At 68.4% G+C, this 23,584-nt stretch carries 24 protein-coding genes and 1 tRNA gene; 14 read left to right on the top strand and 11 right to left on the bottom strand.

Annotated elements, in window-relative coordinates; genetic code table 11:
- Positions 1 to 120 precede the first annotated feature (120 nt).
- The 5 genes from ABT352_RS14660 to ABT352_RS14680 all read left to right on the top strand — a co-directional run bounded on the left by ABT352_RS14660 (position 121) and on the right by ABT352_RS14680 (position 3,800).
- A complete protein-coding gene (locus tag ABT352_RS14660) occupies positions 121 to 1,035 on the top strand; it encodes a Sco1979 family transcriptional regulator (protein WP_350945311.1) in 915 nt (304 codons plus the stop codon).
- A gap of 145 nt (positions 1,036 to 1,180) precedes the next feature.
- Entirely contained in the window at positions 1,181 to 1,993 is an 813-nt protein-coding gene (locus ABT352_RS14665) for an SAM-dependent methyltransferase (RefSeq protein WP_350945312.1), read from the top strand.
- 258 nt (positions 1,994 to 2,251) lie between these two features.
- On the top strand, positions 2,252 to 2,719 hold the full coding sequence (locus ABT352_RS14670; protein WP_350945313.1) for a hypothetical protein: 468 nt from the start codon (positions 2,252 to 2,254) through the stop codon (positions 2,717 to 2,719).
- A gap of 134 nt (positions 2,720 to 2,853) precedes the next feature.
- Complete coding sequence (locus ABT352_RS14675) at positions 2,854 to 3,468, top strand: TetR/AcrR family transcriptional regulator (RefSeq protein WP_350945314.1); 615 nt, start codon at positions 2,854 to 2,856, stop codon at positions 3,466 to 3,468.
- A gap of 107 nt (positions 3,469 to 3,575) precedes the next feature.
- Positions 3,576 to 3,800 carry a hypothetical protein gene (locus tag ABT352_RS14680; protein WP_350945315.1) on the top strand — a complete coding sequence of 75 codons (225 nt, stop codon included), beginning with the start codon at positions 3,576 to 3,578 and terminating at the stop codon, positions 3,798 to 3,800.
- Positions 3,801 to 3,908: 108 nt separating this feature from the next.
- Here the strand turns inward: ABT352_RS14680 and ABT352_RS14685 are convergent, their stop codons facing one another.
- The 6 genes from ABT352_RS14685 to ABT352_RS14710 all read right to left on the bottom strand — a co-directional run bounded on the left by ABT352_RS14685 (position 3,909) and on the right by ABT352_RS14710 (position 9,324).
- Complete coding sequence (locus ABT352_RS14685) at positions 3,909 to 5,081, bottom strand: helix-turn-helix domain-containing protein (protein WP_350945316.1); 1,173 nt, start codon at positions 5,079 to 5,081, stop codon at positions 3,909 to 3,911.
- Between the two features lie 84 nt (positions 5,082 to 5,165).
- Positions 5,166 to 5,615: a DUF779 domain-containing protein gene (locus ABT352_RS14690; RefSeq protein WP_350945317.1), complete on the bottom strand. Its 450-nt coding sequence runs from the start codon at positions 5,613 to 5,615 to the stop codon at positions 5,166 to 5,168.
- A complete protein-coding gene (adh, locus tag ABT352_RS14695; RefSeq protein ID WP_350945318.1) occupies positions 5,615 to 7,132 on the bottom strand; it encodes an aldehyde dehydrogenase in 1,518 nt (505 codons plus the stop codon). The genes ABT352_RS14690 and adh overlap by 1 nt, the downstream gene beginning before the upstream one ends.
- 99 nt (positions 7,133 to 7,231) lie before the next feature.
- Complete coding sequence (locus ABT352_RS14700) at positions 7,232 to 8,497, bottom strand: GAF domain-containing protein (protein ID WP_350945319.1); 1,266 nt, start codon at positions 8,495 to 8,497, stop codon at positions 7,232 to 7,234.
- Positions 8,498 to 8,767: 270 nt separating this feature from the next.
- Positions 8,768 to 9,037: a hypothetical protein gene (locus tag ABT352_RS14705; protein WP_350945320.1), complete on the bottom strand. Its 270-nt coding sequence runs from the start codon at positions 9,035 to 9,037 to the stop codon at positions 8,768 to 8,770.
- The gene (locus tag ABT352_RS14710; RefSeq protein WP_350945321.1) at positions 9,034 to 9,324 is read right to left on the bottom strand and encodes a hypothetical protein; all 291 of its coding nucleotides are present in this window, start codon (positions 9,322 to 9,324) and stop codon (positions 9,034 to 9,036) included. The genes ABT352_RS14705 and ABT352_RS14710 overlap by 4 nt, the downstream gene beginning before the upstream one ends.
- A 336-nt stretch (positions 9,325 to 9,660) precedes the next feature.
- Here ABT352_RS14710 and ABT352_RS14715 point away from each other — a divergent pair, with 336 nt between their 5' ends.
- Both ABT352_RS14715 and ABT352_RS14720 read left to right on the top strand, forming a co-directional pair.
- On the top strand, positions 9,661 to 9,882 hold the full coding sequence (locus ABT352_RS14715) for a hypothetical protein (RefSeq protein WP_350945322.1): 222 nt from the start codon (positions 9,661 to 9,663) through the stop codon (positions 9,880 to 9,882).
- Between the two features lie 142 nt (positions 9,883 to 10,024).
- Positions 10,025 to 12,262 (top strand): family 2 encapsulin nanocompartment cargo protein terpene cyclase, encoded by a 2,238-nt coding sequence (locus ABT352_RS14720; protein WP_350945323.1) that lies wholly within the window; start codon positions 10,025 to 10,027, stop codon positions 12,260 to 12,262.
- Here the strand turns inward: ABT352_RS14720 and ABT352_RS14725 are convergent.
- Both ABT352_RS14725 and ABT352_RS14730 read right to left on the bottom strand, forming a co-directional pair.
- A complete protein-coding gene (locus ABT352_RS14725; protein WP_350945324.1) occupies positions 12,233 to 13,504 on the bottom strand; it encodes a YihY/virulence factor BrkB family protein in 1,272 nt (423 codons plus the stop codon). The genes ABT352_RS14720 and ABT352_RS14725 overlap by 30 nt on opposite strands.
- Positions 13,505 to 13,726: 222 nt before the next feature.
- Positions 13,727 to 14,062, bottom strand: a complete 336-nt coding sequence (locus ABT352_RS14730; protein ID WP_350945325.1) for an SCO4225 family membrane protein — start codon at positions 14,060 to 14,062, stop codon at positions 13,727 to 13,729.
- Positions 14,063 to 14,393: 331 nt separating this feature from the next.
- Between ABT352_RS14730 and ABT352_RS14735 the strand changes: the two genes are divergently transcribed.
- Complete coding sequence (locus ABT352_RS14735) at positions 14,394 to 15,908, top strand: family 43 glycosylhydrolase (RefSeq protein ID WP_350945326.1); 1,515 nt, start codon at positions 14,394 to 14,396, stop codon at positions 15,906 to 15,908.
- Positions 15,909 to 16,139: 231 nt separating this feature from the next.
- Here ABT352_RS14735 and ABT352_RS14740 read toward each other — a convergent pair whose 3' ends face one another.
- Entirely contained in the window at positions 16,140 to 16,451 is a 312-nt protein-coding gene (locus ABT352_RS14740) for a hypothetical protein (RefSeq protein WP_350945327.1), read from the bottom strand.
- Positions 16,452 to 17,246: 795 nt separating this feature from the next.
- Between ABT352_RS14740 and ABT352_RS14745 the strand changes: the two genes are divergently transcribed.
- Complete coding sequence (locus ABT352_RS14745) at positions 17,247 to 17,633, top strand: hypothetical protein (protein WP_350945328.1); 387 nt, start codon at positions 17,247 to 17,249, stop codon at positions 17,631 to 17,633.
- Between the two features lie 68 nt (positions 17,634 to 17,701).
- On the opposite strand, the gene ABT352_RS14750 is transcribed toward ABT352_RS14745, so the two are convergent.
- Positions 17,702 to 18,256, bottom strand: a complete 555-nt coding sequence (locus ABT352_RS14750; protein ID WP_350945329.1) for a hypothetical protein — start codon at positions 18,254 to 18,256, stop codon at positions 17,702 to 17,704.
- Between ABT352_RS14750 and ABT352_RS14755 the strand changes: the two genes are divergently transcribed.
- Entirely contained in the window at positions 18,249 to 18,512 is a 264-nt protein-coding gene (locus tag ABT352_RS14755) for a hypothetical protein (RefSeq protein WP_350945330.1), read from the top strand. The two genes, ABT352_RS14750 and ABT352_RS14755, sit on opposite strands and share 8 nt — an antisense overlap.
- A 792-nt stretch (positions 18,513 to 19,304) precedes the next feature.
- Here ABT352_RS14755 and ABT352_RS14760 read toward each other — a convergent pair.
- Positions 19,305 to 19,378 (bottom strand) — tRNA-Arg (locus ABT352_RS14760).
- Between the two features lie 204 nt (positions 19,379 to 19,582).
- Here ABT352_RS14760 and ABT352_RS14765 point away from each other — a divergent pair.
- From ABT352_RS14765 to ABT352_RS14780, 4 genes are read left to right on the top strand one after another with little or no spacing between them, the layout of a single operon-like run.
- On the top strand, positions 19,583 to 19,996 hold the full coding sequence (locus ABT352_RS14765) for a hypothetical protein (RefSeq protein WP_350945331.1): 414 nt from the start codon (positions 19,583 to 19,585) through the stop codon (positions 19,994 to 19,996).
- 58 nt (positions 19,997 to 20,054) lie between these two features.
- Entirely contained in the window at positions 20,055 to 20,861 is an 807-nt protein-coding gene (locus ABT352_RS14770; protein WP_350945332.1) for a phosphotransferase, read from the top strand.
- Positions 20,862 to 20,916: 55 nt separating this feature from the next.
- Complete coding sequence (locus ABT352_RS14775) at positions 20,917 to 21,864, top strand: cobalamin biosynthesis protein (RefSeq protein ID WP_502992866.1); 948 nt, start codon at positions 20,917 to 20,919, stop codon at positions 21,862 to 21,864.
- Complete coding sequence (locus ABT352_RS14780; RefSeq protein ID WP_350945334.1) at positions 21,861 to 23,384, top strand: cobyric acid synthase; 1,524 nt, start codon at positions 21,861 to 21,863, stop codon at positions 23,382 to 23,384. Before ABT352_RS14775 ends, ABT352_RS14780 begins: the two co-directional genes overlap by 4 nt.
- Positions 23,385 to 23,584 lie beyond the last annotated feature (200 nt).

The raw sequence follows: 23,584 nt of genomic DNA on the forward strand, positions 1-23,584 counted from the left end.
TGTAGATATCTGCAGTCGCAGATGCAAGTGCAAACGCAAGTGCGTGTCCGGCGGAGCTGTGCGAAACACGCTGTATGTGTGAAACTGTGGCACCGTAGGAAGGCGCGACAGGGAGCCCGCATGGCCGGACAGACCGCGAAAGACAGCGGTGAGCAGGGTGGCGTTCTCGCGTACGCGGGTGGTGGCGGTCCCACGATCCTGCGGATTCTGCTCGGCGCCCAGCTGCGGAGGCTGCGCGTCGCCAAGGACATCACCCGCGAGCAGGCCGGTTACGCCATCCGTGCCTCCCACGCCAAGATCAGTCGGCTGGAGCTCGGGAGGGTCGGCTTCAAGGAACGCGACGTCGCGGACCTGCTGACGATGTACGGGGTGACCGACCCCGAGGACAGGGCCCCGCTGCTCACGCTGGCCCGCCAGGCCAACGCCCCCGGCTGGTGGCACAAGTACGGAGATCTGCTGCCCAACTGGTTCGAGGTCTACGTCGGGCTCGAAGAGGCCGCCTCGATCGTCCGGACCTACGAGGTGCAGTTCGTCCCGGGCCTCCTGCAGAGTCCCGAATACGCGCGGGCCGTCATCATGCTCGTGCACGGCGCCGCCTCCACCGACGAGGTCGACCGCCGTGTCTCGCTGCGGATGGCCCGCCAGAAGCGCCTGACCAGGCCGGACGCCCCGACGCTCTGGGCCGTGATGGACGAGGCCGTGCTGCGGCGGCCCATCGGCGGCCCCCACGTGCTGCGCGCCCAGCTCGACCACCTGCTCGACGTGGTCGAGCTGCCCAACGTCAGGCTGCAGATCATGCCGTTCGAGCGGGGCGGCCACGCCGCGGCCGGCGGTCCGTTCTCCATCCTGCGCTTCCCCGAGCGGGACCTGCCCGACGTGGTCTACATGGAGCAGCTCACCAGTGCCCTCTACGTGGACAAGCTCGAAGAGACCGACCACTACATGCAGGTCATGGACCGTCTGTGCATCCAGGCGTACTCCGTCTCCGAGAGCAAGCGGTTCCTGCGCGACCTCCGCGAGGAACTCTCGGTCTGATGCGGTTCGGCGTGGTTTCACGGGACCGGTGAGGTTCGCTGACCAGGGGAAACCACATTCGGTCATCAGACGAAACGTCGGTTCATGATCTGAAGGCGTCGATCACTCGTCTACCATTCGAGAAAGAGATGGTGAAGGCGAGGACATGACTGAACACGAGCAGGCTCCGCCGGGAATCGACCCTACGGTCCCGAGTGTGGCTCGTATGTACGACTACTACCTGGGAGGCAAGGACAACTTCGCCTCCGACCGGATCGCCGCCGAGAAGATCGTTGAACTCGTCCCCAACGTCAAGGACGTGGCGCGCTCCAACCGCGCCTTCCTCGGGCGTACCGTGCGGCATCTCGCCGCCTCGGGAATCCGCCAGTTCATCGACATCGGCACGGGACTGCCGACCCAGGAGAACGTGCACCAGGTCGTCCTGCGCGAGGCGCCGGACTCCCAGGTCGTCTACGTCGACAACGACCCCATCGTGCTCGTCCACGCCCGCGCACTTCTCGCCGACAACACGCGGACCGTGGTGATCCCCGGTGACCTGCGAGAGCCGGGGGCGATCCTCGACCATCCGGAGGTTCGCGAGCGCATCGACTTCGACCAGCCGGTCGCCGTCCTCATGGTGTCCATCCTGCACTTCGTCGCCGAGGACAAGGAGGTCGCCGACATCGCCGCCTCCTTCGGGAAGCGGCTGGTCTCCGGCAGCCACCTGGTGATCTCCCACGTCACCTCCGGCGACCTCACCGAGGAACAGGTCCGGCAGGGCCGCGGCGTCTACGGGACGACCACGGCGGGCGGCATCTTCCCCCGCACCCTCACCCAGATCCGCGGCCTGTTCGACGGGCTGGAGGTGCTCGAACCCGGCCTGGTGCCCGTCTACGACTGGAGGCCCGACGCCGGCGACGTCGTCATCCCGCCGGGAGCCGGCGCCGTCACCGTGGGAGCCGTCGGGCGGGTCCCGTAGAAGTCTCGTCTCCCGTCCGCGTTCCTCGCCGGAGCGCGGACGGGAACCTCGGAAGAGTGTGAAATCCCGGAGCGCGGAACCTTGGCGGGGCCGTGGGACACCCGGAGCGGGGGCACGACGTCCTTTCCGGTCCCCGGGTCCCTCACGGGACCCTCGATTCCGTTCGGGCGCCCTCGGCGCGAGACACGGTGACCGCGCTCCCGATCGGCGACGCCCGCGAACGGTGAACCCGCCGGGGCCGGTGAGCGTATCTGAAGGATGTTGACACATTCGCGCCGGACCGGTGTCGCCAGGAACCTCCGGGTGGTCGCCACGGTGATCCTCACCCTGTCCTTCTCCCTCGCCTGCAGCGCGGACCAGCCCGCGAGCGCCCCCGCCGCGGCCGGAAACGCCGTCCCCGCAGTCCCCGCGGGCCCGCCTCCGACCGTCGAGCAGCTCGCGAAGAAGGTCGACTGCAAGCCCAGGATCCAGGTCGACGCGGTCGACATCCGGACGGGAGCCTGCAAGACCTCCGTCGGTCGGTTCTTCATCAGCACCTTCGTCACCCAGTCCGGCAAGGACCAGTGGATGGACCAGGCGCCGGAGTACAACCCCCACCTCGTCGGAGAACTGTGGACCGTACTCGGCGCCAGGAAGGTCCTGGACGAGTTGCGCGTGACGCTCGGAGGAGAGCTGCACCTGACCGACCACCGGGTGACCCCGACCTCCACACCGCCCGCCGGGTGACATGTGCCCTCCTGCTCCGCACCGGGTGAGCGCCCGGTGCGGGCCGGGGCGCCGCTTGTCATAGCGATGCTAGATATGCGAGCGGCGTTATTAATAACAAGGGGCGACTTAATAGCGGTGCTAGCATCAGCGTGATGTCCACACAGGAGCGCCGTGAGCGCGAGCGGGCGCGGCGCCGTCGGCTGATCGTGACGGTCGCCCGCGAGCTGGCCGAGACCGAGGGGTGGGAGGCGGTCACGACGCGCCGTCTCGCCGAACGTATCGAATACAGCCAGCCGGTCCTCTACAGCCACTTCGCGGGCAAGGACGCCATCGTGGCGGCCGTCGCGCTGGAGGGTTTCGCCGAGCTCACCGCGGAGCTGGGAAAGGCCCGACTGAGGGCGGAGGATCCGCGCGAGGCCCTCTCCGCCCTGATCCACGCCTACGCCGACTTCGCCCGGCTGAACCCGTCGCTGTACGACGCCATGCTCACCCTCGCCGTCGACCTGCCCTTCGGCCGTCCCGACACGCCGGCCCCGCTCCAGGCCGCCTTCGCCGAATTCCGTGAGGCGATCGCCGCCTTCGCCGACGACCGCGACACCGGAGTCCTCGCCGAGATCGCCTGGGGGTCCGTGCACGGACTCGTCACCCTCACCCGCAGCGGACGTCTCCCGGCCGCCCACCACGAGCGGCGGCTGGCGATGCTGATCGACCAGCTCACCGCGCCCGCCGGCGGTGGCCGTCCCGCGTCCGCCGCCGGCGGTGGGTGATCCCGCGTAGGCGTTTCCAGCCGAACTATCGGCGGGGGCGAACTTTATCCCTGAATGAAATGGACGCGGCATTGCCTGCTGATTCGCCGGTCCGTAGCATCCGTCCCATGTCCATCACGCGTGAGTTCGCCTACGCATCGTCCTCGCGTCCCGCCGACGGTGAATGTGTCTGGTATCGCTCAAAGGGCGATATTTACGACTTGATTCGCACGGGCAGCGACGGAGATTTCCGATACCACGCCTTCCACGCCCGCGACGGCCGCTATCTCCAGGCCTTCGCCTCCTGGCAGGACGGCCTGGAGTGGATCAGGGAGCGTGTCGAGGGCGAGTGAGCGGGTGGCGGGCGACGCGGGGTGGTCACGGGAGGGGAGGCTCCGCGAAGCGGTCGCGACGAGCGTCGCCGCACGGCGCGACCGGCGGCCGGTGCCGCGAAGGAGCGGTCAGGGCACCGGACGCAGCGCCGGGCGATGGTCGGGCAGGTCGGGCAGGTCGAGCAGTTCGCGCACCCGTGAGACGGGCCAGGCCAGCTGGGCGGCGAGCAGTTCCGTGGTCAGGCCGGTCTGCGAGGCGGCGAGCTCGAAGGCCCGGTGCAGCAGCACGGGCTGCTCGTCTGGGTGGCCGCCGATCGGCTCGGCGGCGAAGCCCGGCTGGTCGCGCAACGTCTTGAGCCGCCGGTGGGCGCGGCTCGCCGCGGAATCGGAGATCAGACCGGCCTCGCGGCAGCGATGCAGCAGGGAGTCGACCGGCACGCCCCAGGTGCGCTTGAGCTCGACCAGCCCGCGCAGGTCGAGGCGGTCCGGCAGCTCCGGCAGGATGCTGTCGCGCGGGGTGAGGAACTCGGCGGCGAAGACGTCGGCCTCCCGCTCCTGCCGGACGTCTCCCGAGGCCGCGTCGCCGTGCAGCACCAGGTGGCCGAGCTCGTGGGCGGCGGTGAACCGGTGGCGGTGAACGTCGTCGCACCGGTTGGCGGTCAGCACCACGATCGGGCGGGGCAGCCGGGAGGTGGAGAAGGTGTCCACCGTGACGGTGTCCTTGTCGTCCTCGTCGTCCTCGCCGGGTGGGAGGAAGACCACGACGATCCCGTGGGCCTCCATGTGCCGGACGAGGTGCGACAGCGGGCCGGTACCCAGCTCCCAGAGCCGCCGTAGCGCGCGGGCGGCCCGGGCGGGGTCGCCGGGCGACTCCACGCCGGAGTGGACCTCGCCGCCGGAGGGACCGGGAAGGACGACGGGGGGCAGCCCGACCTGACTCTCCAGCGCGTGGGCCAGCTCCCAGACCTGCTCGACGAAGGCCGCGGCCCTGGCCCGCTGGTACGCGCGGGCGGAGCGCGGGCTCCCGAAGTGCGCGATGGAGCCGTCCAGCCTGCCGTGCGGGCGGCCCAGCAGGAAGAACGCCGGCGGCACGCCGAGGGCGTCGGCCAGGCGGGGAACGAGGTCGGGCCGGGGGCGGCTCACGCCCGTCTCGTACTGTCCCACCGCCGCGGGGGTGACCCCGATCCGCTCGGCGAGGTCCTTCTTCGTCATCCCCGCCAGCTGCCTGGCCTGCGTGAGCCGCCCCTGGTCGAACGCGTCGGCGACGGCCTGCGGGCTCTGTGCGGAGTTCCGCCGGTCCATGGGCGACCTCCGCTCACGCTTCGCCCGGTGTCAGGCGATCACCGCCGACACTTCATTTCCGTGCATCGTACTCCCGCTGTGACCCTATTTGATGTTGTATGTCCCCGTATCACGGTCGGCGCCGCTCGGTGGGGGAGGCTCCGCCAGAATCCGCTCGGCCTCCTCGTCGGTGAACAGCCGGGAACGGATGAGGAAGCGCACCCCCTCGGGGGCCTCCAGGGAGAATCCGCTGCCACGGCCGGGAACCACGTCCACCGTGAGATGGGTGTGCTGCCAGTAGGCGTACTGGGAGGCGCTGATCCAGAACGGGGTGTCCAGGGCCAGCACGCCCAGCAGCAGGTCCACGCCGCCGACCCGGAACTCGCCCCGGGGATAGCACATGGGCGAGCTGCCGTCGCAGCAACCGCCCGACTGGTGGAACATCAACGGGCCGTGTCGCCGGTGGAGCACGGTCAGCAGTTCCTCGGCCGCGGGGCTGAGCCGCACCCGCTCCACTCGGAGCGGATGCGGCTCACCGGTGGGGCCGGTCGGCATCAGAAGAAGCCCAGTCTCTTGGGCGAGTAGCTGACCAGCATGTTCTTCGTCTGCTGGTAGTGGTCCAGCATCGCCCTGTGGTTCTCGCGGCCGATGCCCGACTGCTTGTAGCCGCCGAACGCGGCGTGCGCGGGATAGGCGTGGTAGCAGTTGGTCCACACCCGCCCGGCCTTGATCGCCCGGCCGAACCGGTAGGCGGCGTTCACGTCGCGGGTCCACACCCCGGCGCCCAGGCCGTACAGGGTGTCGTTGGCGATCTTCAAGGCCTCGTCCTCCGAGTCGAAGGTCGTCACCGAGACGACCGGCCCGAAGATCTCCTCCTGGAAGACGCGCATGTCGTTACTGCCCTTGAAGACCGTCGGCTCGATGTAGTAGCCGCCGTCCAGACCGGGAACCGTGCGCGGGCCGCCGCCGGTGAGCAGCTCGGCCCCCTCCTTCAGCCCGATGTCGATGTAGGACAGGATCTTCTCGTACTGGTCGTTGCTCGCCTGCGCGCCGATCATGGTGGCCGGGTCCAGCGGGTCGCCGCCGACGATCGCCCTGGTACGGTCGAGCGCCCTGCTCATGAACTCGTCGTAGATGGACGAGTGGATCAGGGCCCGCGAGGGACAGGTGCACACCTCGCCCTGGTTCAGGGCGAACATCACGAAACCCTCGACGGCCTTGTCCAGGAAGTCGTCGTCGGAGGCCGTGACGTCGGGAAGGAAGATGTTCGGGCTCTTACCGCCGAGCTCCAGCGTCACCGGGATGATGTTCTCCGAGGCGTACTGCATGATCAGCCGCCCGGTCGTGGTCTCGCCGGTGAAGGCCACCTTCGCCACGCGCGGGCTGGAGGCGAGAGGCCGGCCCGCCTCCGCGCCGAACCCGTTGACGACGTTGATCACACCGGGCGGGAGCAGATCGGCGATGAGCTCCATCACCAGCAGGATGCTGGCGGGAGTCTGCTCGGCGGGCTTGAGGACGACGCAGTTGCCCGCGGCCAGGGCGGGGGCGAGCTTCCACACCGCCATCAGGATGGGGAAGTTCCACGGGATGATCTGGCCCACCACGCCCAGCGGCTCGTGGAAGTGGTAGGCGACGGTGTCCTCGTCCAGCTGGCTGATCCCGCCCTCCTGGGCGCGGATCACCCCGGCGAAGTAGCGGAAGTGGTCGACGGCGAGCGGCAGGTCCGCGGCGAGCGTCTCGCGTACCGGCTTGCCGTTCTCCCAGGTCTCGGCGACGGCGAGCCGCTCCAGGTTCTCCTCGATACGGTCGGCGATCCGGTTGAGGATGTTCGACCGCTCGGCGGGCGAGGTACGGCCCCAGGAGTCGGCCGCGCGGTGGGCGGCGTCCAGCGCCAGTTCGACGTCGGCCGCGGTGGAGCGGGCCACGCTGGTGAAGGTCTTCCCGGTGACCGGGCTCGGGTTGTCGAAGTACTCCCCGTTCACCGGGGGCACCCACTCGCCGCCGATGAAGTTGTCGTACCGGGCGGCGTAGGTGACGATGCTTCCTTCGGAACCGGGTGGTGTGTAGACCATGACTCCGCCTTCCTTCACATGGCTGTAACAGAGCCAACGATGGAGGGCCGAGGTTGGTGAAAGGTTGGCGTCCAGGCCGACGCCGGGGAGGGGACGAGGTCAGTCGCTCCGCGCCGTGCGGTGGCGGGCGAGCGCCACGGCCCTGCGCGGGTCATCGGCCCCGAGGACCGCGAGGGTCCGCTCGTGTATCTCCAGGTCGTACGGGTGCAGCTCGCCGAAGCGGAACACCGGACCCGGGCCGGGCCAGCGCAGCACCGCCTCACGCAGCGCGACCTCGATGTGCTCGCGCCAGGTCCTGACCCCCGGCGCGTCCGACCACGGCAGCAGAGGACCGCCGTAGAGCCGCGCCGCCGTCTCCACCCGCCCGGCGCCCAGTGCGGCGAGCACCTCGGCGGCGTCGCAGTCCAGGGGCGCGGTCAGCTCGTAGCGCCGGGTGGCCAGCGCGCCGGAGAGCGCCCGCCGCAGGTGGGAGACCTCCGCCTTGAGGGTGGTCGCGGCGACGTGCCGCTCGCCGTACAGCTCGTCCATCAGCCGCTCGGGGGACATTCCGGGCCCCTGCGGTCCCGAGAGAGCGAGCAGGGTGAGGATCTCCAGCTGGCGAGGGGGCAGTTTCAGGGGAACGCCGTCACGGGTCAGCTCGGCACCGCCGAGGGCGCGCAGCCGCAGGCCGCTCTTCTTGCCGGTACCTCCGGCGAAGAAGCCCTGAACGGAGGGTCCGCTCGCGGACGGAGGGCTCATCCGTTCGGCCAGCCGGCTCTCGATGGCGCCGACCAGGGTGTGCAACGCGGGCATGGCGAGGGGATGCGAGCGCTCCCAGGTGCTCGACAGGTCGAGCACGCCGAGAACCCGGCCGCCGGGGGACCGGATCGGGGCGCAGTAACAGACCCACCCGTGCAGGGCACGCACCAGGTGTTCGGCCGAGAACACCTGGGTCGGGCGGCCGGTGCGCAGCGCGAGGGAGAGGGCGTTGGTGCCCATGGCCTGCTCGTCCCAGCGACCTCCCGGGGCGAAGTTCACCGCCTCGGCCCGCCGCCGCATGACCCGGCCGCCGCAGGTCCACATGATGGTGCCCGTCTCGTCGGTGACCGCCGCGATGAAACCGCCGTCCTCGGCGATCCCGCGCAGCTCGTCGGCGACCGTGGCCAGGGGCTCGCGCAACGGCGAGGCTCTCCAGCGCTGCGGGGCCTCACCCTCCTCGGGGGCGCTGTCCTGCTCGGGCCTCACCGTCGCGATGGACCGGCCCCAGGAGTCGACGATCTCCTTCCTGAGCCGCTCGCGGTCATGCGGACGCCCGCCCTGGACCCAGCGTGCCCACTCCAGCTCCAGGTTGGTGCGATGCCGGCGTAGCGCCTGGCTTCCTTCCATGCCTGCCTCAAACCCGTCGACGCCTACCGTGATGATGCCTCACCGTGCGCCGGGACGCACCCCTTCGGGACGCGCGTTCACGTGGACGATTCCCCGAAGGCGCCGTCCCCCTTCTCCCGTGAGGCCGGCTCAGGGCGGCTGGACGAGGGCTGGGTCGTGCGGGCGGTGACAGAGATCAGACGCCTGCGGTCGAAGCCGCCGGTATGCCGTTGACGAAAAGTATTCGAGCGGTTGGAAAGAGTTAAGTGGCCGTCATGGCCGTACAAGCCATCAGAACAGGACGACTCGTGTCAGGATCACATGCTGATCGTCTCGGTTGATCCGGTATTCGGCGATGCCGTATCCGTGGGGGATCAGAATTTCCCGCCAGTCAGGATCGGCGCCAAGCTGATTGCTTCCGAGCAGCCAGGGGTTCTCGCAGATCGCCACCGTCAGCGCGGCCACCGTGGAGAACACCTCGGCGGACACGGCGGGATCAGCGAGAGTGTCGGCCACCATCTCGGAAGGGAGAACCGGCCACAGGTCGTCGTCCTCGCTCACGAAACGACGTGCTCCCGCCGACGGGCGACCTCTTCCATGGTCGATGTCCGCAACGTGCCTGCCTCGGCGGCAGCGTGAACTCGGTCGCGGTCGGGATCGGTGTCGAGCATCGCCCGGCCCCACCACGCGCTCAGGACACCGTCCAGCTCCGGCCCCTGTTGAGCTTCCAGCAATTCGGCGAAGAACTGGGCGCGGCGGCCACCACGTAGCGCGTCGGAGATCGCGCCGATGGTCCGAGGCACCCTCGGCTGCCTGGTCTCATGTCCGCCAACGGGCTGAGCGGTCATCGCTGTCACCTTTCCGTTCTTGCCACCAGCCTAAAACGGTGGCAGTGACTCCGCAGCCACTCGGACGACATCCGGCTACCGACGTTTCGCGACATGATGCTGCATGAGCAGCGAGGCGAGCGTGCCGTGTCTCTCTGACCGATCTTCCTGCCGAACGGCTCTCACAGCCATCCGCGCGATGTCGGCGGCGTTGACGCCTGCCTCGCCCCCTACCGTCACCGACCTCCGTTCTCCTGGGGCGGCTTGTTCGACATGTGGAAGGTGACTTGCCAACGACGTCGGCGAGCGTAAAAGGACCTGCGAATTGTCGGTGGGGCAGGGAAGGATGGCTCCATCATGGTTATCACCCCCTCCCTTCCTTTCGCCGCCACGACCTCCCCGAGCGGGGACATCGTGGTCTTCTACGTCGGCGTCGAGCCCCGCATGACACCGGAGCAGGCGCTCGCGTTCGCCGACCGGCTCCGCGACCTCGCGACCGCCGTGTCGCGCCCGGGTCGCGAGGAGCACCGGTCGGCGGGCGCCGGATGTCCTGATCGTGCCATGGCCTATTCGGGGTAATCCCTTTCACTCTCCGTGGTCGTTGCGTAGCGTTCTGCCTGTCGTGGCTCCCGGGTAAGGGAGCCGCCTCGTCGACTCGTCATGCCCCCTGATGCCCAGGGCGCTCCCGGACGCGTCGATATCGGATACGGAAGGACAGAACATGCAACCCTTCGAGCTTCCTGACTTCTATCTGCCGTATCCGGCCAGGCTGAACCCCCACGTGGAGACCGCGCGAGAGCACACCAGGGCCTGGGCGTACGACATGGGCATCCTCGACCCCGACCTCGGCATCTGGGACGAGCGCAAGCTCGACGCCATGGACTACGGCCTGCTGTGCGCCTACACCCACCCCGACGCCCCCGCCGCCGAGCTCGACCTCATCACCGACTGGTACGTGTGGGTCTTCTTCTTCGACGACCACTTCCTGGAGACCTTCAAGCGCAGTGGCGACCTGACGGGGGCGAAGGAATACCTCGACAGGTTGGCGGCCTTCATGCCGGTGCATCCCACGGGGCCGCCTCCCGAGCCGGAGAACCCGGTGGAGCGCGGCCTGGCCGACCTGTGGGCCCGGACGATCCCGGCGATGTCCGCCGACTGGCGGGCACGCTTCGTCGAGAGCACGAAGAACCTGCTCGACGAGTCCCTGTGGGAGCTCGCCAACATCAACGCGGGACGCGTCGCCAACCCGATCGAATACATCGAGATGCGGCGCAAGGTCGGCGGCGCCCCCTGGTCGGCGAACCTGGTCGAGCACGCCGCGGGCGCCGAGGTCCCGGCCGTCATCGCCGCGAGCAGGCCGATGCGCGTGCTGCGAGACACCTTCTCCGACGGGGTGCACCTGCGCAACGACCTCTTCTCCTACGAGCGGGAGGTCGGCGACGAGGGCGAGCTCAGCAACGGCGTCCTGGTCTTCGAGCGGTTCCTGGGCTACGACACCCAGCGGGCCGCCGACGCGGTCAACGACCTGATCACCTCCCGGCTGCACCAGTTCGAGAACACCGCGCTCACCGAGCTGCCCCCGCTCTTCGAGGAGCACGGCCTGGACCTGAAGTCCCGCCTCGACGTCCTCGCCTACGTCAAGGGGCTCCAGGACTGGCAGTCGGGCGGCCACGAGTGGCACATGCGCTCCAGCCGCTACATGAACGGGGCCTCGCGGGCCGACCCGGTGGCCCCGGCCCTCCTCGGCGGGCCCACGGGCCTGGGCGTCTCGGCGGCGCGCATCCGGCTGGCGCCCGGCATCACGGGCCCGGGGGGCCCGAGAAGCCACACCCACGTCCCGCTCAGGAAGGTGGGGCCGCTGTCGCTGCCCGAGATCTACATGCCGTACACGGCCCGGATGAATCCCAACCTCGACAGCGCCCGCCGCAACACGGTGGAATGGGCGCGCGAGATGGGGATGTTCGAGCAGCTGCCCGGCTTTCCCGGGCTGGCGATCTGGACCGAGCACAAGCTCGACACCTACGACTTCGCCATCTGCGCGGGAGCCATCAATCCGGACGCCCCCGGCCCCGAGCTGGACATCTCGACCTTCTGGCTCACCTGGGGAACCTACGCCGACGACTACTTCCCGGTCGTGTTCGGGTCCCGCCGCGACATGGCGGGTGCGAAGGTGTTCAACGAGCGGTTGTCGGCGTTCATGCCGCTCGACCTCTCGGCCACCCCGCCGCCGGTCAACCCGATCGAGCGCGGCCTCGCCGACCTGTGGTTCCGTACGGCGGCCTCCATGACGGAGAGCGCGCGCGCCAGGTTTCGCCGGGCCGTCCAGGACATGACGGAGAGCTGGCTGTGGGAGCTGGCCAACCACATCCAGAACCGGGTCCCCGACCCGGTCGACTACATCGAGATGCGCCGCAGGACCTTCGGCTCCGACCTCACGATGAGCCTGTCGCGCCTGGCCCACGGCGAGGCGGTGCCGCCCGAGATCTACCGCACCCGGACGATGCGCGGGCTGGACGACTCGGCCGCCGACTACGCCTGCCTGGTCAACGACCTCTGCTCGTACCAGAAGGAGATCCAGTTCGAGGGCGAGCTGCACAACTGCGTGCTCGTCGTCCAGGACTTCCTGAACTGCGATCCGCCGAAGGCGGCCGACATCGTCAACGACCTGATGACGTCGAGGATGCGGCAGTTCGAGCACATCGTCGCCACCGAGCTCCCCGCCCTCTTCGACGACTTCGACCTCGACGGAGAAGCGAGGAAGACGCTCGACGGATACGTGCGGGAGCTGCAGGACTGGATGGCGGGTGTGCTGCTGTGGCACATGAAGACCCGCCGCTACGACGAGGCCGAGCTGCACCACCCACCCGCGACGACACGTCCTCTCGTCCTCTCCGGGCTCGGCACCGCGGCCGCACGCGTCGGATCCCCGCTACGGGCGGTGCCGGCCTCGCTCTCCTGACGCGACAGGGGGTTCGGGGCCGGAGCCTTCCCACTGTCTCACCGGAGGTGTCGGCGGGTGAGGGGCGGCCGTCTGGGCTCGACGGTCCTCAGGAAAATCTCGGCTGCCCCTCGCAGAGGAGCGCGCCCGTCGCGTTCTGAAGTCGTACCTGCGTGGCACGGGTCGTGGCCGCACCCACGCCTGCGCTTCCGTCTCCCGTTTTGTTCGCGGGTCCGTCTGTGCCTCCGGGGTCGTCTCCTCGTCGTCCGTCCGCGGCTTCTCCTCCGGGCCCGTCTGTGCCGATGGCCCCGTCCTGATCTCGGGGATCGCCGGTGCGGTGACGACCTCGGTCCGTGGTTCGCCGACAGGTTGCCGCGTGGCCAGGTCGAGGACCGTGCCGTGGCGGCTGGTCGCGGCATGCGAGGCGGCGAACAGGATGAGCACGTTCACCAGTTTCAGGAAGAGCAACATGCCCACCGCGCCCGCGACCACCTTGTACGCGGGATTCGCTGAACTGATGTTGAAATAGACCTGTCCGATCGTCTTCAGCAACTCCAGGCCGATGGTGATGACGAGGGCCGGTCCGACGACCCGCCGTGGCGACAGGCGCAGCCGAGGGGGCAGCGTCATCAACGCCGTCGAGAGCAGGAAGTTCACGCAGATGCCGAGCACGAAGGTGGTCGTGGACAGGGCCCAGCGCGCCGGTAGCGCCTCGACCCCGATCGTATGCTCGGCCAGCCAGATGAGCGCGCTCTGGGTGCCGAAGGAGAGGGTGAGCGAGATCGAGAGCAGCAGCCCGAGCGCGACCATCACGGCCAGGTCGAGCAGCCACCGCAGGAAGAAACCGCCCGGATACTGCTCCAGGCCCCAGACCGCCCGGATGGAGGAGCGCATCGAGTCGATCCAGAACACGCCGGTCAGCGGAAGGCCGAAGAAGGCGATCAGCCCCGCCGTGTCCCGCGCGTCGCGCAGTGCCTGCACGTCCAGTCGCGGGAACGTGTCGCTCAGGTAGTCCTCCACCTGACCGAGCGCGGCCGGTGTGTCCAGCACATGGCCCATGATCACGAAGGACAGCAGCGCGAGCGCGAAGGTGGCGTAGAACGCGTAGTAGGTCATTCCCGCGGACAGGCGGCCCGCGTCGGTGCGGTCGTAGTGGACGGCCGCCCGGACAAGATGGTCGAACCAACCGCACCGGTTCCGTACCGCGGTCCATGCTCCGACGAACCCGCTGGTCCACCGGCTCGCCCCGGAGGTGGCCTTCATGATTGCGCACCCTACCCCCAAGCGGGCGTTTCACCGCTGGTGAGTCGGGTGACGTCGCGGGTCCTGTGACATCCGGAGCGGAGCGACCCGGCGCGCCGCCGCGGCGAACAACGCCGTCGGCACCCCATGCCCTGCCCGGGCCGGATCCTTGCCCCGGACCGGATCCTTGACGCGGATCGCGAACACGGTGAGCCGGTCCGGAGCCCTCAGGGCCGGTGTCCGTCATCTCTCCTGAGGCGGGGGCGCCTCTTTTCGCGGTCCGCGCAGCAGGAACCACAGCAACCAGGCCTGGACCAGCCCGGCGACGATGAGCAGGGCCAGGTGCGCGCCGACAGGAAGGGCCTCCCCGGGGATCATCATCACGAGCCACGAGAGCGGCAGGGTCACCAGGATCAACGTGACCGCCGACAGGCCCTGCTCGTCCGACCCGCTCATGCCGACCGTGACGATGACGAGCCCGACGACGACGAGCAGAACGTACAGGCCGCTGACGACGAGGGCGAGGGTTCCCCGCCTGTACCGGGAGGCGGAGCGGAACACGCCGCGAACTGATCTCATGACTTTGACTCTGCCCGGGAATCGCCACCGAGATCTCGGTACGGCTACCTGACCGGTCCCGGTACGAATACTCAGAAACCGGCGGCCCTACCGCGTTCGAGTGAGCGGCTCGTGCCGCGCCGAAATGCCTGCCGGACCCACTGTGCCTGGGTAACGTCCGGGCCAGAGGAGCGATCAGGCGCCAGGGGCGGTGGGGAATTGACGGTCGCTCTTGACGGCAGCAATGTTTGAGTTAACGCTTTGGGCGGAAACCTCCGCGAAATCCGCATGTGACTTTCGCGGATCGTCATCTGTTTCTTGTTAACGTTAACATCTGTGAGGAGACGCGAGCATGCTGCGCATCACCCCCCGCGCGGCGGTCGAGACCGTGACGATTCAGTGGGCGCGAGGCCGAAAGCTCCTGCGCCGCCCGTCGCGGTTGGCGGTGCCTGCCGCCATGGTCGTGCTGAGCCTGATCGCCACCCTGCTGACCGCTCCCGCCGCCCATGCCACACCGGCCGTCCAGTACACCAACCCCCTGGCCGCGCAACGAGCCGATCCCCACATCTTCCGGCACACCGACGGCTACTACTACTTCACCGCCACCGTTCCCGAGTACGACCGCATCGTGCTGCGCCGGGCCACCACCCTGCAGGGTCTGTCCAGCGCGCCGGAGACGGTGATCTGGCGCAAGCACACGAGCGGTGAGATGGGAGCCCACATCTGGGCGCCGGAGATCCACTTCATCAACGGCAAGTGGTACGTCTACTTCGCCGCCGGCCGCGCCGACGACGTCTGGCGGATCCGGATGTACGTCCTGGAGAGCAGTGCCGCCAACCCTCTGACCGGCAGCTGGACCGAACGCGGCCGGATCGTCACCCCCTGGGACACCTTCGCGCTGGACGCCTCGACGTTCGTCGCGGGCGGCGTCCGGTATCTGACCTGGGCGCAGCAGGAACCCGGCATCGCCACCAACTCGAACCTGTACATCGCCCGGATGGGAACCAACCCGTGGACCATCACCGGGCCGACGACCCGGTTGACCGTGCCGACCCTGGCCTGGGAGACGCGCGGATACAAGGTCGCCGAAGGGCCGTCGGTGATCCAGCGCAACGGCCGACTCTTCCTCACCTACTCCGCCAGCGCCACCGACGCCAACTACTGCCTCGGCATGCTGACCGCCTCGGCCTCGGCCGACCTGCTCAACGCCTCCTCCTGGACCAAGAGCCAGAATCCGGTGTTCGCCACCAACGCCGCGACCGGTCAGTACGGGCCGGGGCACAACTCCTTCACCGTCTCCGAGGACGGGCAGAGCGACATCCTCGTCTATCACGACCGCAACTACCGGGACATCTCCGGCGACCCGCTCAACGATCCCAACCGGCGTACCAGGCTCCAGAAGGTGTACTGGAAGGCCGACGGCACCCCCGACTTCGGCATCCCGGTGCCCGACGGGATCTCGCCGGTGCGGCTGAGGTCCTACGACCAGCCCGACCGTTTCGTCCGGCACTGGGAGTATCGGGCCCGGATCGACGCCAACGTCGCACCGCTGGCCGACTCCCAGTTCAGGATCGTCCCCGGGCTGAACGGTGGGACGACGGTGTCGCTGGAGTCCACCAATTTCCCCGGCTACTACCTGCGGCACCGTAACCACCAGGCGTGGGTGGAGCGCAACGACGGCTCGGCGATCTTCCGCGCCGACGCCACCTTCACCCGCAGGACCGGCCTGGCCGACGGTTCGGCGGTGTCGCTGGAGTCCGTCAACTTCCCCGGCTACTACCTGCGCCATCGCGACCTCCAGATGTGGGTGGAACGCGACGACGGCTCGGCGACCTTCCGTGCCGGTGCCACCTTCACCCTGGAATGACCCGCACCGTCGTCAGCGTCTGATCACCTGACGGCCGACGGCCGGCATGCTCGCCTTCGAGCACAACCTGTTCCTCGTGGCGGTTCTCTTTCTGTGCCGGTGCGCTGAGAACCTCCACCCGGGTAAGCGGCGCCCATGGACGGCGAAGAGTTCCTGTCACACCTCATCGTGATAGGAGCTCTTCGCCGACGGCACCGCCGGCCACGCCCCGGCGGTGCCGTCATACCCGTGTCAGGAGAGCGGACGCACGTCCACGCCGTAGCTCAGGCGGTCGATCCACGTTGGTCCGCAGCTCGCCATGCTCCACTGACCGCTGTTGGTCGTCACCCATCCGCCGTCCCTGCGGCCGTTGCTGCACTGGACCCACGCGCGGAACTCGTAGGCAGGGCCGATCGTCGCGCATCGGGCGGAAAACGAGTTCTGGCCGAAGGTGTAGTCACAGCCGTCGGCCCCTGCCGACGCCGGGCTCAGCGCACTCGACCCGACGGTAACGGCTCCCACCGCGAGCACGGTCGCGGCGAGGACACGCAGGATTCTTCTCATACTCTCTCCTGAACACTGGTGACAGCTGGCCGTTCAACGTTCCGTACAACCCGGTTCGCGCCTTACTCCGGGGATGTGCAATAAGAGAGACTCTTAGGAAACTTTCCTAAATAAAAGATACGTCCAAGCCGGAGCGCGTCAACCCCGCGCGTACCGGCAACCGCATCCGTCCGGTGAGTGCCGGAAGAAGATCACGCCATTCTGTTGAACGCTCTTGACGCAGTGAGCAGCTGACCGCTCAGGCGAGTTCTGTGAGGTGCTTGCGTCGGCGGCGGGAGGGGCGGGTGATCTTCACCGTGAGGGGGATCCACGCATGTTCTGGATCTTGAAAAAGGTCCGCTTCGATGAGGACTCTCGACACTGTGGGCCTGTACGTTTCTGGCGGTCCGGTGATGTCCAGAGTGTTGACGGTTTACATGGCCACCTCGAAAGCGCTCTGACCAGTAGGCATGCGTTCTCGAGAAGTGATTTCAGCACGTATTCGACGCAGCTCTACTACGTCAAGGGTCATACGATGTTTTGTCGCGTGGGAAGTGTTGTCCTGCTGAAGCGACCTGTGGACACCTGCGCTCCACTGCGCTGAGCTTGCTGCCGAATCGGCAGCTTCGGTCGTCACCTATCATCGCCGGCCCACCTCGGACGACCTGTAAGCAACCCAGATCCGAAAGGCATAGGCCAGGCTGTCAACGCTACAATCCAACGATGAGATCATCTGCGTTAGCCGTCAGATGGAAAGCGAGGATATCGGGTCGGAACTGGCCATGGACCGTTGGTCAGATAACCGGAGTGGGGCTCGTGGGTGCGTTGTTCGGCCCCGGCCTTTACGCCGTCGCTGTCTTCGTACTTGGGTTGGGCCAGATCGTCCTGGTCTTTGCCGCGCTTTTCGGGATGGCCGTTCTGTATGCCGTGGCCCAAATGACACCGCGCGGTTCGCCGATGACGATGACCAAGAGGGGCAGGGTGCTGTGGGCGGGCGCGGTCTTGGCTCTTGGGGTGATGAACTGGATTGTCGGGGTGTCGACCCTCTCCAAAATGGGATTGGTGGTGGGCGCGACCCCGCTGTGGTGGTCGTTGCTGAGCGCAGTCCCGTTCGCGCTGGCGGCAGCGCTCTGCGTGGGAGGGTGGACGTCGATCGTCTCGATCATCCTGACCATGGCGCTGATCCTTACCGGCTGCTCCTGAGAACAGCCCGCAGGTTTGGCCCACGCCCTCGACTCTGAGCGGAGATCAGCCGACATCAGGCGATCGTTCTATGTTGTTGGTGTGGTTCGAGCGCGTTCTATGGCGAAACTCGCCACCAGGACCACAGCTAGGCCGACTGAGGACACCTCAAGCGCCATCCAGAAGCCGGCTTCAATGAACCGCTGATGGGCTATGAAGGCCACCAGGAGGAGCAGGGCAACCTGAGTAATGACTCCGACCCATCTGCCGTTCTCGACTTCCATGTGGCCTATTCCCGCTGCGACGGCCAATACCGCTCCGACGATCGCTGTGATCATGAATGCATACATGGACGCAGGGGTTCCGATAAGCCAGGCGAGCACGAAGAGCCACATAACAAAGGATGAAACCATAAGAGACACGGATGACTCGTGGCCCTTCAACTGAATCCACGTGGCAAGACCTGCGAGGAGAGTGAAGGCGGAGAAGACAACGACTATCCGCAGATCGTTACGGCCTGTGTTCCACAGGGTTACCAGAAGGCTGACCAGAACCAGAGCAGTCAAGCCGGCGGAGATGACATCTCGTCGATGCATGAAACCAATGCCTCCGTATATGGGAGGAAGGGCAGACTGGATGGTCAACCGTAGGTTATCGAACTTCCACATCGTGCTCCGAGCGGGTGTCGTTAATGCGAAGCATCCGAAGCGGTTCACCGACTCGAGGGAGACCCACGACGAACGCGGTCTCAAGCACCGGGATGAGAAGGAGACGCGGCCGGCGCCGATCCCGCCGGAGCTGGTGGCCGTCCTGCGTGATGACATCGACTGTCACGGCGTCGCCGCTGATTGTCGGCGTGAGGTGGCCAACCAGCGGATTCTGGATGCCCTTGCTGTGTGAGACGTCGCAGGGACACCAGGAAGTCGCATGGGACACCAGGAACGCATGGGACACCAGGAACAGGAAGGGCCCCGGTTCGCGCCGAGGCCCTTCGCCATGTAGGAAACCGATCACCGTTCGTAAATGCGGTGGTACCACCATCCGCCGAAGAAGCCTGGTTGTCGATGTGGCCGGGGATCGGGGAGTGTTCGGCGGTAGAACTCCTCATCCATCCTCGCCACGAGTCGTGAGAACTCTGCCTTGGTCGAACGTCTGAGGCGCCTCAGTGCGTATTCCAGGGTGTCCCGGGCTTCTGTGGGGTCGCAGCAAGGACAGGCCGGTTCGGGCAGGTAGAGGTGGCGGCCTGGCTGGCGGAGGAACCATTGGTACTCGGCGAAGGCTGCGGCAACGGATCCGGGCCCCAGCCAGTTGTGCTGGAACTCGATTCGTGCGATGGCCGCACGGGTCCGGCTGGAGAGGCCGGGAATCTGGGGAGTTGGGCGGTAGCGTCGGCGGTTCGCCCACACTTGCGCACGGAGGACGCTCGGCCGTCTACGCGGCATCGGCCTTTCGGGTCGTCATGATCCGCATCGTGCCACACCTCGACATCACGAACCACCCCGTAGCGTGCCACAGAAGGCTCGGAATCCTTCCGCGAGCCTCCGGAACCGTCGGTCCTACCTGGGAAAGCGGGGGCCGGTCCATTCCGTGTATGTTCCGCGATGGCATACGGCTGCCTGCGGCTGCATGAGGGGGCCGGGCCGCGGGCAAGCAAAAGACCAGGTCAGCGGCTAGATGACCTGGTCTTGGCAGCGCACCCTGCAGGATTCGAACCTGCGACCGTCGGATTAGAAGTCCGGTGCTCTATCCAGCTGAGCTAAGGGTGCTCCCGCTTAATTGTGCATGATCCGGGGAGTGCTCATGTATCGGTTTCCTGGCTGTGTCGTGAGGATCACCCCGTGAATCCTCCGGATCCTGTAGGGAGCGTCGCGGATGCCGGGTGTGGGCGAGCGGGGCCGGGAGGTCCAAGGGTGCGCCCAGGGAAGGCCCGAGGGCAGGCTTTGCCTGGTTATGCTCCTGCTTCGGGGTGGATGGCCCCGCGCATCGAAGTGATGATCCTCGCTCGGGATTCCACGATTCGCACCCTTGCGGGGCCGGACACCAAATCTATGCTGGTCGGCATGCCGTACCTCGAAGAGCGCGTAGACACCGTCGAGACCGATCTCGCCGAGATCAAAGGCGATGTCGCGGCGATCAGGGCCGGGCAGAGCGGTACGGAACTGAAACTCAACCGCGTCGCCCAGGATGTCGCCGAGTTGAAGGCCGGGCAGATTGAGATCCGTGCCCTGCTCGCTCGCGTGGTGGTACGTCTCGAAGGCGTGCCAGGCCAGACCGTCCAGATCAGGGCGCGAAGCGCGGTCGGCGACCGGGCAGGGGCGCGAACGGCCGACCGGCTCGGCGACGGTCGATCGGTGAGAACGGCTTCCGGCTGTCCCGGCGTGTGAAGATCGGTCTGTCCGAATCGTTCTCCTGAGGAGACGGGGCGGTCTAGGCTCGTATGCCATGTTCGTCGCGACGGCCCAAGAGGAGATTCCCCTTCTGGGCGGTGATGTCACCGACGGGGTGGTGCGGGTCGGGGACACCGTCCGGCGGCCCTGCAGGGCCTCCACGGCTTCGGTGCACGCACTCCTGCGTCATTTGGAGCGTTCTGGGTTTGAAGGGGCTCCCCGGGCGCTGGGGGTGGACGAGCGGGGCAGGGAGATCCTGAGCTATGTCGAGGGGGAGTCCGCGGCGAGGCCGTTGCCTTCGTTCGCGCTCGCCGAGGAGTCTCTGGCCGGGCTGGCGCGGCTGCTGCGCGCTTTTCACGACGCGGCCGAGGGGTTCGTCCCGCCGCGGGGGGCGGTCTGGGAGGCGGGGTCCAATGACGACGCGGCGCCGCGGCTGGTCGGGCACTGCGACGTCAACCTCGACAACGTGATCTTCCGTGACAGGCTTCCCGCCGCGCTGATCGACTTCGACATGGCCCGGCCGACGACCCGGCTGTTCGACGTGGTGACCACGCTGCGGCACTGGGCGCCGATCGCCGATCCCCTCGATCTGGAGCCGCTCCAGCGTCGTCTCGACGTCGGTCCCCGGCTGCGCCTGTTCTGTGACGCGTACGGCCTGGAGCCCCGTGATCGCCGTCGGCTGCTGGATCTCGCCCGGCTCCGCTTCGACCGCTCCTACCACGCGATGCGGGCCAAGGCCGAGGCGCAGGGCGGGAACGGCGGGTGGGCCCGGATGTGGGCCGGTGGGGCGGGGGAGCGCATCCGGCGGGCCTGTGTGTGGCTGGAGACCCACCAGGATGAACTCCATGAACACCTCGTTTAGCCGACTGATCGCCAAAGTGGGACCGAAGAGACCTGGAGTGGCCGAAGGGGTGGGGATGCTCGCCGGGGTCGCGATCGACGCCGTGCTCGCCGATCCCCGGCGCGGGCATCCGGTCGCGCTGTTCGGCACCGCCGCCGCCGGGATGGAGGGGCGGGTGTACGGCGACAGCCGGGCGAGAGGCGTGCTCCATGTGGCCCTGTGTGTGGTCCCGGTGGCGCTGCTCGGTCACGTCGCGACCCGGCCGCGTAACCCGGTGGTGCGGGCCGGGCTGAGCGCGGCTGCGACGTGGGCGGTCGTCGGCGGTACGACGCTGGGCCGCGAGGGTGCGGCGATGGCCGGATTCCTGGAGGACGGCGATCTCGCGGGGGCGCGGGGGAGGCTGCCGCACCTGTGCGGGCGTGACCCGTCGGGGCTCGGGGAGTCCGGGCTCGCCAGGGCGACCGTCGAGTCGATCGCGGAGAACACCTCGGACGCGGTGGTGGCGCCGCTGTTCTGGGGTGCGGTGGCCGGAGTGCCCGGTCTGCTCGCGTACCGGGCGGTCAACACGCTGGACGCGATGGTGGGGCACCGGAACGCGCGCTACGAGCGCTTCGGGTGGGCCGCCGCCCGCCTCGACGACGTCGCCAACTTCGTGCCCGCCCGGATCACCGGGCTGCTCGCCGCGCTCGGCGCCCCGCTGGTGGGCGGTTCGACGCGGCGGGCGGCGGCGGTGCTGCGCAGGGACGGCCACCGCCATCCCAGTCCCAACGCGGGCCGCTGCGAGGCCGCCTTCGCGGGGGCGCTGGACCTCACTCTGGGAGGGGTGAACGTGTACGGCACCAGGGTGGAGCACCGGCCGGAGATGGGCGAGGGGCCCGCGCCCTCGGTCGCGGACATCCGCAGGTCGGTACGGCTGGCGCGGGCGGTCGGCCTGGCGGCGGCGGGGCTCGCCGTCCTGGCCGCCGTTCGGGGCTCGTACGGGCGAGGTTCACGCGGGACGGGCTCGTATGGGAGGAAGGGGTGAAGGGGGCGTTGCTGGTCGCGGGGACGACCTCCGACGCGGGCAAGAGCGTCGTCACCGCCGGGATCTGCCGCTGGCTGGCCAGGCAGGGGGTGAGGGTCGCGCCGTACAAGGCGCAGAACATGTCGCTCAACTCCTTCGTCACCGCGGACGGCGCCGAGATCGGCAGGGCCCAGGCGATGCAGGCCGCCGCGTGCGGGCTGGAACCCAGCGCCGACATGAACCCGATCCTGCTCAAGCCGGGCAGCGATCGGCGCAGCCAGGTCGTGGTGATGGGCAGGCCGATGGCCGAGGTCGACGCGATGGAGTACTGGGACGTCAAGGAGCGGCTCCGCCAGGTCGCGGTCGACGCGCTCGAGCGGTTGCGGGGCGCGTACGACGTGGTGGTCTGCGAGGGGGCGGGCAGCCCGGCGGAGATCAACCTGCGCAGGGGCGACATCGCGAACATGGGCCTGGCCCGTGCCGCGAACCTGCCGGTCGTCGTGGTCGGCGACATCGACAGGGGTGGGGTCTTCGCCGCGCTGTACGGGACGGTCGCGCTGCTGGAGCCCGCCGACCAGGCGCTGATCGCCGGGTTCGTGATCAACAAGTTCCGCGGGGCGCCCGAGCTCCTCGAACCGGGGCTGGACATGATCAGGGAGCTGACCGGCCGCGAGGTGTACGGGGTGCTGCCCTGGCTGGACGGCCTCTGGATGGACGTCGAGGACTCCCTCGCCCTGGACAACCGGCCCGCGTCCGGGACGCGTGCCCCGTACGGCCGGCAGACCCTGCGGGTGGCGGTGGTGCGGCTGCCGAGGATCTCCAACTTCACGGACGTGGACGCGCTGGCCTCCGAGCCAGGAGTGGTGGTCCGCTTCGTGACCTCCCCGGGCGAGTTGGAGGACACCGATCTGGTGGTGCTGCCGGGCTCTCGGGCCACGGTCTCCGACCTGGGGTGGCTCCGTGCCACCGGCCTGGCCGCCGCCCTGCCGGGGCGGGCGGTGCTGGGCATCTGCGGCGGTTACCAGATGCTCGCCAGGACCATCCGCGACGACGTCGAGTCGGGGGCGGGGCTGATCGAAGGGCTGGGGTTGCTGCCCGCGTCGGTGGAGTTCGCCGGGGACAAGACGCTGGGCCGTCCGGTCGGTGCCGCGTACGGCCACCCGGTCTCCGCGTACGAGATCCACCACGGCGTGGTGACGGCCGACGGCGGCGAGCCCTTCCTGGACGGCTGCCGTGCCGGTTCGGTGTGGGGTACCACCTGGCACGGCGCCCTGGAGAACGACGGTTTCCGCCGGGCCTTCCTCGCCGACGTGGCCGCCGTCTCCGGCCGCGACTTCACCCCGGCGCCGGATGTGTCGTTCGCCGCGCTGAGGGAGGAGAGGCTGGACGCGCTCGGTGACCTGATCGAGCGGAACGTCGACACCGCTGCCCTGCTCCGGTTGCTGGAGGGCGGGGCTCCCGCGGGGCTGCCGTCGCTGCCGCCCGGCGGGGTCTCGCGTGAGGCTCCGGATTTCTCGGCGGGCGCTTCCTCCGTCGGGTGAGGTGCACCGGAGGCGACCGGCGAAGCGATCGGAGCCGGGGGTTCCCTCCGTCGGGTGAGGTGCCGGTCCTTCCGTGGGCTGAGACCGGTGTCCGTTCCAGCGAGGCGACAGGTGATTTATCCCCTGTACTGCCTCTTATGAGGGGAGAAGACGGATAAATCAGTTCAGATGGTGAAAAAGGGGAAGGTCTTCCGCCGGGT

Origin of the sequence: Streptosporangium sp. NPDC000563 (assembly GCF_040299985.1) — a bacterium.
Classification (GTDB): domain Bacteria; phylum Actinomycetota; class Actinomycetes; order Streptosporangiales; family Streptosporangiaceae; genus Streptosporangium.